The sequence below is a fragment of the Methylovorus glucosotrophus genome (assembly GCF_009858335.1).
Taxonomy (GTDB): Bacteria; Pseudomonadota; Gammaproteobacteria; order Burkholderiales; family Methylophilaceae; genus Methylovorus; species Methylovorus glucosotrophus.
In genome coordinates this window covers 41967-54659 of sequence record NZ_VMSE01000001.1, presented here as the reverse complement: position 1 = coordinate 54659, position 12693 = coordinate 41967, and the positions used below count along the sequence as shown (strand labels likewise).

The window sequence follows — 12693 nt, the reverse complement described above, 5'->3', positions numbered from 1 at the left end:
CTCACGGGGAGACCCGTCTAGACAGGGCCTCCCACCGTTTTTTATGGTTTAAAGACTGAATACATTCATGGCACCGCCACCAGGCGCTGCATTCCACTTGGTCAGCTCCTTGTAGCCGCCAGCTGCACCCAGGCCATCGGTTTCATTGGTGAGACCCAGATTCATCGCCACACCTGCCCAGCCACCGATACCCGACAGAACGCCCACGTATTGCTTGCCCTTGTGGCTATAGGTAATGGCATTGCCAACCACACCGGAACCTACCTGGAATTTCCAGAGTTCCTTGCCGGTTTGTGCATCCACCGCCTTGAACCAGCGGTCCAAGGTGCCGTAGAACACGATGTCGCTGGACGTTACCAATGCGCCACCCCAGGCAGAGAATTTCTCTTTGTTGTACCAGGCTGATTTGCCCTTGAGGCCGTCCCAAGCCATGAAGCCACCCATGACACCGTCAGGACCTGCGAACATGGTCAGGGTTGCGCCTACCCATGGCTGGCCAGCGATGTACTTGGACTCCACGGGTTCATAGGTCATGCACACATGGTTGAGTGGAACATAGAACATGCCGGTCTTGGGCGAGAAGGCAGAAGGTTGCTCATCCTTAACACCCAGCGCCGATGGGCAAATACCCTTGGCGTTGTAATCCTGGTGAGTCGAGAACTTGGGATCCTTTACCGGCACGCCTGATTTCAGGTCTACCTTGGTGGCCCAGTTAACGAAAGGATTCATCTTCTCAGCCACCAGCAACGTGCCGTTGGTGCGGTCAAAGGTGTAGCCAAAGCCGTTACGGTCAAAGTGTGTGGCCAGTTTCTTGCCCTTGGCTTCCCACAACACGATCTCGTTCATGCCGTCGTAATCCCACTCGTCATGCGGTGTCATCTGATAACCCCAGCGTGCCATGCCGGTATCCACATCGCGTGCAAAAATCGTCATGGACCACTTGTTGTCACCAGGGCGTACATCAGGGTTCCAGGTGCCGGGGTTGCCGGTACCGTAGTACATCAGGTTCAGCGCAGGATCAAACGAGTACCAGCCCCAGGTAGGGCCGCCGCCATGCTCATAGCCGTTCTTGATGGCCTGAGGCTTGAGCCAGGTACGGGTGCCCAGTTCTTTTTCCGGGAACTTCATCTGATCCTTGGTCAGGGCCTTGAATGAGCCGCCTTCCTTGTTGCCGCCATTCACGTCTTCGTAAACCGACAGCGCGCTGTAGTGCGGGTTATCCTTGTTGAAACCGTCGCCAATCAGCGTTTCGCTGTCCGGGCCGGTGCTGTATGCACGCCATGCCAAGGAGCCATCCTTGATGTTGTAGGCCGAGATATAGCAACGTACGCCATATTCGCCACCGGAACAGCCGGTAATGACCTTGTCCTTGATGACGTGTGGCGCATTGGTATTGGATGCGCCGGTTTTGGTGTCTACTACCTTAACGTCCCACAACTTGTTGCCGTTCTTCGCATCCAGGGCAACCAGAGTGCCGTCGTTCTGTTGCAGGAAAATCTTGCCATCGCCATAGCCCAGGCCGCGGTTAACGTTATCGCAGCACAGCAATGCCTGAACCGATGGATCCTGCTTGGGGAAGTAAGACCAGATGATCTTCTGGTTGTCGTTCAGATCCAGCGCGTATACGTTGTTGGGGAATGCCGTATGTACATACATGACATCATTGATTACCAGCGGGGCACCTTCGTGGCCGCGGTTCACACCCGTAGCAAAGGACCAGGCCATTTTCAGGTTGCGCACATTGCCTTTGTTGATCTGGCTCAAACGGCTGTAGCCGGTATTCGCATAATCTTTACGAGGATGCGCCCACTGGTTGTCGTCCTTCATCAGGTTTTCAAGTTCAGTCGCGGCAAGGCTGCTCAAACTGCTGAGACCCAGTACGCCAGCTAAGGCGAGTTTCAAGGTTGTTGTCTTCACGCTAAATCTCCATAGTTAATTTGTTTTAACAGCATGTGAGTGACTGGCCACCAGTTCCGGCGGGGGATCCAGAAGCCGGTGGCAGTAATGCCTTAATTGCAATCGCTGTGCCAGCCATGAAGCCGAGATGGGATGATTGCCTGGATGCCGCGCGGAATAAGGCTCGCGGGCGAGATGTGAAAATCATGGCCGTAGGGGGAATGCCGCTAGCGGCAGGCGTGTGGTTGTCACGAAAATGAACAGGTGTTACATTCAGTGACAGGTGATTTTCCTGCGTTTCCCCAGCCAAAGACTGACAGCTAGCCATGCAATATTCCATTCCCGATGAGGCACACCAGATCAGAAATGCGCGCTCGCAATTTCTGGTCAGTGGTCAGGTGCAGCAAGGCGCCGTGGCGGAAGAAATCGCCCGCTCCTGGCAGCGCTGCCTTGCCAATGGCATGGACAGCGCCGGGGCTGTGGATAATCAGATACTGACGCAGTATGAATTGCGCCAGCGTCAGGAGCAGTACCATCTGCTGCTGTCGCATGCGCGTCCCGAAATGACCACGCTCAATGAGCAGATTGCGCACACGCGCAGCATGGTGATCCTGACCGATGACCAGGGCGTGATTTTGCATAGCCTGGGAGACAATGCGTTTCTGTCAGAGGCGCAACAGCTTGCCCTTAACCCCGGTAGCTCATGGCATGAGGCGGACCGGGGCACCAACGCCATTGGCACGGCCCTGATCGAGCAATCTGCGCTTACCGTGCGCGGTGCCGAGCACTTCATGGAGCGCAACCAGATTCTCAGCTGCTCCGCTGTGCCGATATTCGGGGCACACAATAATCTGTTGGGGACACTGGATGTTTCCAATGATTTGATGATGCCGCAGCAACACACCCTCGCGCTGGTAAAAATGGCGGCGCAAATGATTGAGAACCGCCTTTTCCGCGCCAGCCACCAGGCCGACATGGTGCTGCATTTTCATGCCCGGCCAGAATTCATTGGCACCTTGTGGGAGGGCATCGCCATGTTCGGAGCGGATGGCCGCCTGGTCGCGCTCAATCGAAGTGGACAGTTTCAGTTGGGCTTGGCTCCCACCGAGTTGCCGCAAGGTGGCGTCTATTTCCATCAGATTTTTGAAAGTGATTTGGGCAAGCTCGAAGCCGCGAGCGCGAGTACCTTGGTATTCCCTTTGCGTCTGACCAATGGTGCGCGCCTGTTTGCCCGTGCCGAGGCTCGCACCAACAGCCCTGCACGCCCCGCGACGGCGATAGAGCCTCAGAAACGTGATGCGGCGGCCAATCTGGGCATGCTGAATACAGGTGATCCTCAGGTGGCGCGGGCGATCAGCCAGGTGACCCTGGTATTGAATCAGCAGATTCCGATTCTGATTGAAGGCGAAACCGGGGCGGGCAAGGAGTTGTTTGCCCGGGCAATTCATGAGGCCAGTACGCGCTTTCAAGGCCCGTGGGTTGCGGTTAACTGCGCCGCCCTGCCTGAGGGCCTGATTGAGGCCGAACTGTTTGGCTATGAAGACGGCGCCTTTACCGGTGCACGCCGCAAGGGCAGCACCGGCAAGCTGGAGCAGGCTAACGGGGGAACCTTGTTCCTGGACGAAATCGGCGATATGCCCTTGGGCCTGCAGGCGCGGTTGCTACGCGTATTGCAAGAGCGCAGTGTTACGCCATTGGGTAGCAGCAAGTCCAAACCCCTGGACTTCATGCTGGTCAGTGCGACCAACCAGAAGCTGCGTGAACGGGTGGAGAAGGGCGAGTTCCGGCGGGATCTGTATTATCGGCTGAATGGCCTCAGTGTCAGTCTGCCGCCTCTGCGGCAGCGCACGGACCTGGCCGCGCTGGTACAACTTATCCTGCAGACGGAAAACGCTGAAACTACGCCTATCGATGCGGAAGTCATGCAGTTGTTCGAGTGTCATCCCTGGCCTGGCAATATTCGCCAGCTGCATAACGTGGTCAAGACGGCTCTCGCCTTATCAGGTGGCGGCAAGATTCAATCCATGCACCTGATGCAGGATTTTCTGGATGAGCTTGAGCAGGGCGTGGGAGCACCGGAGCGCGTTCAGGAGTCTCCCCAGGTCTCGCTCGATGCCGTGACAACGGAGGCCGTACGCAATGCCTGGCAGCAACACGCGGGCAACGTATCTGCCGTAGCACGCCAGCTAGGTATCAGCAGGAATACCCTGTATCGCAAGCTCAAGGCCTTGCAGCTCATTTAGTCTTTCCCCGCGTCTTCATCGCGATTTCCGTTCGTCCTACAGCTAAATCGGACCAGACCTATACAGGCCGCGCAGGCTCTCCCGTATGGTAAAGGGCTGATCATAGGCTATAGACAACAGGAGGTCATCATCATGGACCATTATCAACATCGAGTAGCAGGCGTATACGTTTATCCGCAAGAGGCAGAAAACACGCTGCAAAAGCTGCGTGAGGGTGGTTTGCAGCCGGAGCAACTTCATCTGCTGACCTCAGATCGTCAGGCTACACACGAGCAGGAAGGTAGTCGCGATGTATTGAAAGACGTCATCAAGGATACAGCCATTGGAACGGTGGTCGGCGGCGGAGTAGGCGCCTTGGGCCAAGCGGCGATAGTCGCTGCCAATGTCAGCCTGTTTGTGGCCAGTCCGCTGCTGGCACCTTTGGCCATGGTGGGCTGGGGAGCGGCAGTGGGCGCCATTGCCGGTGCGGGCGCTGGCATTGCGCAGAAATCAGGCGATTTCAGTAATTTTGTGATTGATGCGATCAATAATGGCTACGTTGTCTTGCTGGCATACACGCGCTCTGGTGATGAAACCGAGCTGGCGCGCGAGATTATTGCCGCCTCCGGCAAGGAGCAGCATGAGATGCAAGTGGTGAAATTGTAGAGGTAGGTGTCTATACCACAACCAGCTAAAATTGCTATAGTCGATATGTATCATTCCAATTGACGCATGTTTTGATATATTTGCTTTATCAGTAAAGTTGGGATGGTCATGACCCTTAGTGAACTTCGTTTCATCGTGGCAGTGGCCCGAGAGCGTAATTTTAGACGCGCTGCCGAAAAAAGTTTTGTCAGTCAGCCAGCGCTCAGCCTCGCCGTCAAAAAGCTCGAGGATGAGCTTGGCGTGATGCTGTTCGAGCGCAGCCGTAGCGATGTCAGCATGACGCCGGTGGGCGAACGTATCGTCGAGCAGGCCATACGTACGCTGGAAGAGGCGGGGCGCATCAAAGAGCTTGCCAAGCAGGGCAACAACCAGCTGATCGGCACATTTAAACTGGGCGTCATTTATTCCGTTGGCCCCTATCTCTTGCCCGAAATTATTCCGCCATTGCGTAAAAGCGCGCCCGATATGCCATTGGAGGTGGAAGAAAACCTGACGGCCAATCTGGAAACCCAATTACGCAATGGCAATATAGACGCCGCCATTATTGCCCTGCCATTCGATATTCCCGGCATCAAGCTTCAGTTGCTTTATGAGGAAGAATTTGTAGTGGTGGTGCCTGCGGATCACGCCTGGGCTGGCCGCAAGAGCATTAATCCAGATGATCTCGCCGAAGAAAAAGTGCTCTTGCTGAACACAGGGCATTGCTTCAGTAATCAAGTGCTACTGGCTTGCCCGGATCTCTCCCGCAAGGGCGAAATGCTGCAGGGCAATTCTCTTGAAACCATACGCAATATGGTGGCTTCCAACCTGGGTATTACCGTGCTGCCTGCCAGTGCGGCGGTTGAGCGCTATCAGAATCCGCTGATCAAAGTCGTGCCTTTTGAAGCGCCGGTGCCCAAGCGCCAGATCGCTCTGGCCTGGCGCAAGAGTTATGGTCGCGAAAAAGCAGTGGATGAAATTGCCCATGCCATACGGGGCATACAGTCCGAATGCATACAAGTGAATAAACCCCATTAAAAAAGGAGGCCATGGCCTCCTTTTTTAATGGGAGCGTGGATCTAATCCACACCTCCTGATGCTATTGAATTAACGATTGCAAACGTACATCGTTACTTCAAAGCCGAAACGCATTTCAGTAGCTTCTGGTTTGGTCCACATGGTGATCTCCTTGGTAGTCAATGGATACTGCATGAAACACATCATAGGCTTGTGAGGGCTCAGCGCGCATGCGCAGCTTCATGAAAGAACACTCATGAAAATCATGAGTGCTTAGTAATTCACAAACAAGCGGTAGCCTGAGACGGTTTGATGATCTGCTGTGAGCAGCAGTTTGATAGGCAGCTCTTTTCCTGCCGGGATGCCTTTTTCTACCACAGTGCCGGCAGGCAGGTACTCTGCCGGGGTGAATGTGCGACGCAACACGGCTTGATCATTCGCATCGGTTAAGGTTAATTCCAGCTGCGGATAGGCTTGCACATGTCTTGCCTGATTAATCAGGGTGCTGGTCAGGATCAACAGGCCTTCGTAGTCGCTGTCTTCCAGCAGATTGGCATCGTCGATCACCAGTTTGCTCGCATCCCTGGGCAGTTCGATTTTGCAATTCAGCATGGCGCATGCTTGTTGCAGATAAGGTTTGCTTTCCGGCCAAGCCAGTGCCAGCGCATTGCGCTGGAAATAGGCCAGTTGCAGAGCAATCGTGATCACCAGCAGCAACGCAAACAAGCCACTCAGCCAGGGGACGGTCTTGGGTTGAACGAGGACTGTTTGTAACTTGGATTTGGGCGCTGCGTCATGCCAGGATGGCTGAGCAGGGATGTGCGGTGCAGTCTGATGCGTTATATGCGCTTCTGCGGCATGGGGCTGAGCCTCAGGTACGACAGCCTCAGGTACGACAGCCTCGGGTACGGCAGTCTCAGGTACGGCAGTCTCAGGTACGGCAGTCTCAGGTACGGCAGTCTCAGGTACGGCAGTCTCAGGTGCGACAGTCTCAGGTACGGCAGTCTCAGGTACGGCAGTCTCAGGTGCGACAGTCTCAGGTGCGACAGTCTCAGCCTCATGCAAATGATCCAATGCATTAAACACATGCTGGCATTCGCCGCACCGTACGATCCCCCGCCGCAAGGATAATTGCTCCGGCTTCACGTGAAACACGGTGGAACACGCTGGGCAGGAGGTAATCAGACTCATCTTTTGCGACCAGTGAGTAACACCCAGCTATCCATGAATTGCGGGGTGTCCATATCAAACCATTCGGCATAGATCGCCGAGACTTGCTCCTGTTGCTCACGCAAAATACCGGAAAGCGCTATACGGCCGTGAGGCTTGCAGGCGGCGGCGAGTGCTGGGGCTAGCACCATCAGGGCGCTGGAGAGAATATTGGCAACGACCAGATCGGCAAAGCTATCAGGGAGTTGCTTGGGAAGATAGAACTCAGCTACTACGCCATTATTTTCGGCATTGAATTCACTGGATTGTATGGCCTGGGGGTCAATATCGACGCCAACAACCTTGCCCGCTCCCAATTTGCTGGCCGCAATTGCCAGAATGCCCGAACCGCAGCCGTAGTCCAGTACGGTGAGATCCTTGCGGACATGATCAGCCAGCCATGCCAGGCACAGGTGCGTGGTGGGGTGGCTGCCCGTGCCAAATGCCAGACCGGGATCCAGCACTATATTCAATGCATCCGGGTTGGGGGCGTCATGCCAGGATGGCACTATCCATAAATCATCTCGAATACGTATAGGATCAAATTGGGATTGGGTGGCACGCACCCAGTCCTGTTCTGCCACATGCTCCGTCGTGTAGGGCAAGTCGGCAAGCCCGGTGGCGATGGCCAGCTCGCCCATCAGTTCAGGAATATCGGTCGACTCTGCCAGCAGGGCACTGACAATGTTGTGTTGCCAGATGCCGGGAGGGGGATCCCCTGGTTCACCAAAAATCGGCTGTTCATCCGGGGTTTCGGCGTTGGCGTCTTCAATACTGGCGGACAACGCCCCAAGTTCCATCAGGGTGTCACTGATGAGGTCGGCGGTGTTGTCCCTGGCTTCTATTTTCAGCGATACCCAGGCCATGCTACTTGCTGCTTATGCCCAGCTTGTGTTCGAGATAGTGAATACTGGTTTCACCGAGGTGGAACGCGGCATCGTTCATCAAATCACTGTGTAGCGGCACATTGGTTTTAATGCCTTCGACCACCATTTCCGACAGCGCGATGCGCATGCGGGCAATCGCCTGCTGACGGGTATCACCGTAAGCAATCAGCTTGCCTATCATGGAGTCGTAATGGGGTGGAACCAAGTAGTTCTGGTAGGCATGGGTATCAACGCGAATGCCAGGACCGCCAGGCATGTGGAAAGTGTTGATACGGCCGGGGGAAGGAACGAAGTTGTATGGGTCTTCTGCATTGATACGGCACTCGATGGCGTGACCACGCAATACGATGTCGCTTTGCTTGAAGGACAGCTTTTCGCCCGCTGCAATCAGGATCTGCTGCTGAACGATATCAATGCCGGTGATCATTTCCGTGACTGGATGTTCCACCTGGACCCGGGTGTTCATTTCAATGAAGTAGAACTCGCCATTTTCATAAAGGAACTCAAAGGTACCTGCACCACGGTAGTTGATGCGGCGGCAGGCATCGGCACAACGCTCGCCGATTTTTTCGCGCATTTTCTGGGTGATACCAGGCGCAGGTGCTTCTTCCAGTACCTTTTGGTGACGGCGCTGCATGGAGCAATCGCGTTCGCCCAGATATACGGCATTGCCATGTTCATCAGACAGCACCTGGATTTCAATATGGCGAGGCTGCTCAAGGAATTTTTCCATGTAGACAGTCGGGTTGCCAAAGGCTGCGCCTGCTTCTGCCTTGGTCATGCTGACCGAATTCAGCAAGGCGGCTTCCGTATGCACTACACGCATGCCGCGACCACCGCCGCCGCCTGCGGCCTTGATGATCACAGGGTAACCAATTTCCTTGGCAGCACGCAGAATTGCATCAGGATCATCGGGCAATGCGCCTTCGGAGCCTGGCACGCAGGGTACGCCAGCGGCTTTCATCGCATCCTTGGCGCTGACCTTGTCACCCATCAGGCGTATGGTTTCAGCACGCGGGCCGATAAATACAAAACCACTTTGCTCTACACGTTCTGCGAAATCGGCGTTTTCGGACAAAAAGCCGTAACCGGGATGGATGGCTTCCGCATCGGTGACTTCTGCCGCACTGATCACGGCGGGAATATTCAGATAACTTTGACTGGAGGGCGCGGGGCCAATGCAGACGGATTCATCTGCGAGTTTGACGTACTTGGCTTCACGGTCGGCTTCGGAATGCACCGCAACCGTCTTGATGCCAAGCTCGCGACACGCGCGCTGTATGCGCAGCGCAATTTCGCCGCGGTTGGCAATGAGGACTTTTTCAAACATGGAAACCTCGTTAGCCAATAATAAAGAGTGGTTCGCCGTATTCTACCGGCTGACCGTTTTCAACAAGTATCGCCTTGATCACACCGGTGTGATCCGCTTCGATTTCGTTGAGCAATTTCATGGCTTCAATAATGCAGAGTGTGCTGCCTGCGGTGATGCTGCTACCCACTTCAACAAATGGCTTGGCATCAGGGGAGGGCGAGCGGTAGAACGTGCCGACCATCGGTGATTTCACCACATGCCCTTCAATGACGGGAGCGGCAGCGGTTTCTGCGACGGCGGGAGCGGCGGCCTGCGGAGCAGGGGCAGCCTGGATATACTGTGGAGCGAACTGCATGCCGGCATGAGCATTTGGCAGATTGCGACTGATGCGTACTTTTTCTTCACCTTCGGTCAGTTCCAGCTCGGAGATGCCGGATTCTTCGACCAGGTCGATCAGTTTCTTCAGTTTGCGTAAATCCATGTTGAACCTCTAAATGATTAAAGCGCATGTAACATGCGGTTATGTTGGTAGTTAATGTTGTAAACGGCGGATGGCGTAATCCAGCGCCAGAGAATAACCATGTGCGCCAAGCCCGCTGATGACACCGACTGCGATATCCGAAAAATACGAATGATGGCGGAAGGATTCACGGGCGTGTACGTTGGAAAGGTGAACTTCGATAAACGGTACTTTGACAGCGGACAGGGCATCGCGCAGGGCGACCGAGGTGTGGGTGAAGGCAGCCGGGTTGATGATCACAAAATCGACAGGATTTCGCGCGAGATCATGAATCCGTGCAATCAGCTCCGCCTCGGCATTGCTCTGAAACGTTGTCAGGGTGACGCCATGCGTATCGGCCTGCTCCTGCAGGCGCTGGTTGATCGCCTGAAGAGTATCGTTGCCGTAATGGTCAGGTTCGCGCAACCCCAGCATATTGAGGTTGGGACCATGCAATACGAGGATGGAATGAATCGTATCAGCAACCATGGCAGTGGGATTCGGAGGACCGGAGACGCGCTTTCATGGCAGCAAGTTTGCCGTAAATTGGGGGATATTGTCCAGTGAATTGACGAAATTTACGGAATTTAGATGTTTTTGAAAACTTCTAAGGGGCGGTGCTGGCTTGCAGTAAGGGCTTGACGGTTTGTTCGAGCAAATGGCGCGTGATACGGCCAAAGTATGTTTTGACGATATGACCATCGCGATCAATAACGACAGTGTAAGGCAAGACGCTGCGATGGTTGCCCAGACTATAGCTCAAGGGGCCAGCTTCTGTATCCGCTGCGAAAAGAGGATAGCCTACCGGCGACTCACTGGCAAACTGATTTACACTTTCCTGATCTTCGGCGGCAATGCCCAGCACGAGCAGGCCTTGATCGCGGTACATCGCCTGAAGTTCGCTTAGCTCGGGCATTTCTTCACGGCAGGGCGGACACCAGCTTGCCCAGAAATTTACCACCAGAATCCGTCCTCGCAATTCGGACATCGGCTGCATGGTACCTTTGACATCGGGCAATATCACGGCAAAAAAGCGGGCGCTGCTGGCAGCGGGATGATCCTGGCTGAAGCCGGCCTCTTGCCAGCGGCTGACCAGCGAATACGCGCCTGCGGCAATCAGCAGCAAGGCAAGGATGAACAGGGCGCGCCGGGAAATTTTCATATCAGCAATAGGCGATGCCGGTTTCACAGCCCAGCGTATGGCGTGCGCGCAAGAATTGCTCGCTATTCTGATAGCCAATCAGCTTGAGTTTAGGATCACGTTGATCCTGCCCATGGAAAAACAGGATGGCAGGCGGGCCGAACAGCTGGAAACGTTGCAGCAAAGCGGCATCTGCGGGCGTATTCTGGGTAACATCCGCTTGAAGTATCACAACATTCTCGAGGGATTGCTGTACCCGTGGGTCGCTAAAGGTGAACTGTTCGAGCTCTTTGCAGGCAACGCACCAATCCGCATAAAAATCCAGCATTACGATCTTGCCTTTGGCATCAGCCAGCGATTGCTGCAGCTCTCCCAGACTATGAATGCGTTTGAAGGGCAGTGCAGGGGCTGAGGAGGTTTTTTGCAGACTGACGGCATTAAATCCCGAGAACGGCTGCAGGGGAGATCTTGCCCCGCTGAATGCGCCTATCAGCATCATCACGCCCAGCAGCAGCAGAATAATCCCCAGCCCCTTCCACACGCGTTGCCAACCCGTCGCCGTTTCCGGCAAGCGATCAAGCGCATGCAGAAAGATGGCAGGTACTATCAGCAGGGCCGCCCACAATGCCATCTGCACGGGTAATGGAATCACCGGGCTGATCAGCAGCAAGGCGACATAGAGCATGACCACGCCAAAAAGTTGCCGTATGCGTTCCATCCACGGGCCCGCTTTCGGTAACAGGCTGCCTGCCGAAGCGCCGATCAATAGCAGTGGCAAGCCCATGCCCAGCGATAGCGCAAACAAGGCGCCACCACCCAGCCAGACATCGCGCGTCTGGCTGATATACAACAGGGCGCCCGCCAATGGGGCGGCCACACACGGGCTCACAATCAGCGCAGATACTACGCCCATCAGAAACACCCCGACAAAATGCCCACCGCGGATACGGCTGTGGGTACCGGTCAGGCGATCTGCCAGTGACTGCGGCATGCGGATTTCATAAAAGCCGAACATGGAAAGCGCGAGCAGGACGAACAGTAGTGCCGTGGCTCCCAGCACCCATGGGGTCTGCAGGGCGTTGCTCAGCAGTTGCCCGGACAGGCCGGCGGCGATGCCTGCCAAGGTGTAGCTGAGAGACATGCCGAACACATAGGCGGCGGATAACAGGATGGCGTGACCTTTCCCTCCATGATTATGCGACTTGCTGCCGACGATAATGCCGGAGAGGATAGGAATCATGGGCAACATGCAGGGCGTGAAGGCAAGCAGCAGACCTATGCCAAAAAAGCCGCTCAGTATCAACCATAGTTTTCCGCTACCCAGCAGACCTGCAATACGATCCTGCTCGGGTGGAGTTGCTATAGAGGTTTGGTCGGTGCCGTCCCCACCCAGACTCACATCCAGCGTTTTATGGATAGGCGGATAGCACAGGCCTTTTTCACTACAGCCCTGGTAGGTCGCATTGAGCTTGAGAATGGCAGGAACATCGCCGCTGAACGCGAGTTGCAGTTTGGCCTCGGCTTCACGGTGAAAAACATAGGTAGTACCAAAGGTGGGATCTTTTTTGGATTCCCCTGGGGGCAAGCTGGTATCGGTGACCGTCACGCCCGGGGTTGCACTGGAAAACTTGATGCGATCCCGGTAAATGTAATGACCGGGAGCAATCTGGAAAACGGCTTGCAGGGTATCCTGCCGTATCGAGCCCACTTCCAGCTTGAAGGCTTCATCAGGCGGCAGTATGCCATCATCGTCGCTGGTAAAGAGCGCCAGCTTGCTGCTGAGCGGCGCGGCGGTAGCGGGTGCGCTGGACAGGGCGGGGAGGAGGCTGCATAACATCAGCAGCGCGTTCAAAAGGTGTTTCATG

General features: G+C 55.2%; 12 protein-coding genes. 3 read left to right on the top strand and 9 right to left on the bottom strand.

Annotated elements, in window-relative coordinates; genetic code table 11:
* Positions 1–48: 48 nt before the first annotated feature.
* The gene (locus tag FNL37_RS00260) at positions 49–1917 is read right to left on the bottom strand and encodes a methanol/ethanol family PQQ-dependent dehydrogenase (protein ID WP_013440841.1); all 1869 of its coding nucleotides are present in this window, start codon (positions 1915–1917) and stop codon (positions 49–51) included.
* Between the two features lie 305 nt (positions 1918–2222).
* Between FNL37_RS00260 and FNL37_RS00255 the strand changes: the two genes are divergently transcribed.
* The 3 genes from FNL37_RS00255 (at position 2223) to FNL37_RS00245 (ending at position 5801) form a co-directional block, all read left to right on the top strand.
* Entirely contained in the window at positions 2223–4139 is a 1917-nt protein-coding gene (locus FNL37_RS00255; RefSeq protein ID WP_159354752.1) for a sigma-54-dependent Fis family transcriptional regulator, read from the top strand.
* A 132-nt stretch (positions 4140–4271) separates the two neighbouring features.
* Entirely contained in the window at positions 4272–4784 is a 513-nt protein-coding gene (locus tag FNL37_RS00250) for a hypothetical protein (RefSeq protein ID WP_013440843.1), read from the top strand.
* 108 nt (positions 4785–4892) lie between these two features.
* The gene (locus FNL37_RS00245) at positions 4893–5801 is read left to right on the top strand and encodes a hydrogen peroxide-inducible genes activator (RefSeq protein ID WP_015829069.1); all 909 of its coding nucleotides are present in this window, start codon (positions 4893–4895) and stop codon (positions 5799–5801) included.
* Positions 5802–5870: 69 nt separating this feature from the next.
* On the opposite strand, the gene pqqA is transcribed toward FNL37_RS00245, so the two are convergent.
* The 8 genes from pqqA to dsbD form a co-directional block, all read right to left on the bottom strand.
* On the bottom strand, positions 5871–5942 hold the full coding sequence (gene pqqA, locus FNL37_RS00240; protein ID WP_013440845.1) for a pyrroloquinoline quinone precursor peptide PqqA: 72 nt from the start codon (positions 5940–5942) through the stop codon (positions 5871–5873).
* A gap of 111 nt (positions 5943–6053) precedes the next feature.
* On the bottom strand, positions 6054–6971 hold the full coding sequence (locus FNL37_RS00235) for a zinc-ribbon and DUF3426 domain-containing protein (RefSeq protein ID WP_159356124.1): 918 nt from the start codon (positions 6969–6971) through the stop codon (positions 6054–6056).
* Positions 6968–7855, bottom strand: a complete 888-nt coding sequence (gene prmA / locus FNL37_RS00230) for a 50S ribosomal protein L11 methyltransferase (RefSeq protein ID WP_159354751.1) — start codon at positions 7853–7855, stop codon at positions 6968–6970. The genes FNL37_RS00235 and prmA overlap by 4 nt, the downstream gene beginning before the upstream one ends.
* A gap of 1 nt (position 7856) precedes the next feature.
* Positions 7857–9206, bottom strand: coding sequence for an acetyl-CoA carboxylase biotin carboxylase subunit (gene accC / locus FNL37_RS00225; RefSeq protein ID WP_159354750.1), 1350 nt, complete (start codon positions 9204–9206; stop codon positions 7857–7859).
* A 10-nt stretch (positions 9207–9216) separates the two neighbouring features.
* Entirely contained in the window at positions 9217–9669 is a 453-nt protein-coding gene (gene accB, locus FNL37_RS00220; protein ID WP_159354749.1) for an acetyl-CoA carboxylase biotin carboxyl carrier protein, read from the bottom strand.
* A 51-nt stretch (positions 9670–9720) separates the two neighbouring features.
* On the bottom strand, positions 9721–10176 hold the full coding sequence (aroQ, locus tag FNL37_RS00215; RefSeq protein WP_159354748.1) for a type II 3-dehydroquinate dehydratase: 456 nt from the start codon (positions 10174–10176) through the stop codon (positions 9721–9723).
* Positions 10177–10294: 118 nt separating this feature from the next.
* On the bottom strand, positions 10295–10849 hold the full coding sequence (locus FNL37_RS00210) for a TlpA family protein disulfide reductase (protein WP_159354747.1): 555 nt from the start codon (positions 10847–10849) through the stop codon (positions 10295–10297).
* A 1-nt stretch (position 10850) separates the two neighbouring features.
* Positions 10851–12692 carry a protein-disulfide reductase DsbD gene (gene dsbD / locus FNL37_RS00205; protein ID WP_159354746.1) on the bottom strand — a complete coding sequence of 614 codons (1842 nt, stop codon included), beginning with the start codon at positions 12690–12692 and terminating at the stop codon, positions 10851–10853.
* Between the last annotated feature and the right edge of the window lies 1 nt (position 12693).

Excerpts from the sequence above, each read along its gene's own strand:
- FNL37_RS00255 (WP_159354752.1), top strand. The coding sequence starts at position 2,223 with ATGCAATATTCCATTCCCGATGAGGCACACCAGATCAGAAATGCGCGC.
- FNL37_RS00250 (WP_013440843.1), top strand. The coding sequence starts at position 4,272 with ATGGACCATTATCAACATCGAGTAGCAGGCGTATACGTTTATCCGCAA.
- FNL37_RS00245 (WP_015829069.1), top strand. The coding sequence starts at position 4,893 with ATGACCCTTAGTGAACTTCGTTTCATCGTGGCAGTGGCCCGAGAGCGT.
- FNL37_RS00235 (WP_159356124.1), bottom strand. The coding sequence starts at position 6,971 with ATGAGTCTGATTACCTCCTGCCCAGCGTGTTCCACCGTGTTTCACGTG.
- prmA (WP_159354751.1), bottom strand. The coding sequence starts at position 7,855 with ATGGCCTGGGTATCGCTGAAAATAGAAGCCAGGGACAACACCGCCGAC.
- accC (WP_159354750.1), bottom strand. The coding sequence starts at position 9,206 with ATGTTTGAAAAAGTCCTCATTGCCAACCGCGGCGAAATTGCGCTGCGC.
- accB (WP_159354749.1), bottom strand. The coding sequence starts at position 9,669 with ATGGATTTACGCAAACTGAAGAAACTGATCGACCTGGTCGAAGAATCC.
- aroQ (WP_159354748.1), bottom strand. The coding sequence starts at position 10,176 with ATGGTTGCTGATACGATTCATTCCATCCTCGTATTGCATGGTCCCAAC.
- FNL37_RS00210 (WP_159354747.1), bottom strand. The coding sequence starts at position 10,849 with ATGAAAATTTCCCGGCGCGCCCTGTTCATCCTTGCCTTGCTGCTGATT.
- dsbD (WP_159354746.1), bottom strand. The coding sequence starts at position 12,692 with ATGAAACACCTTTTGAACGCGCTGCTGATGTTATGCAGCCTCCTCCCC.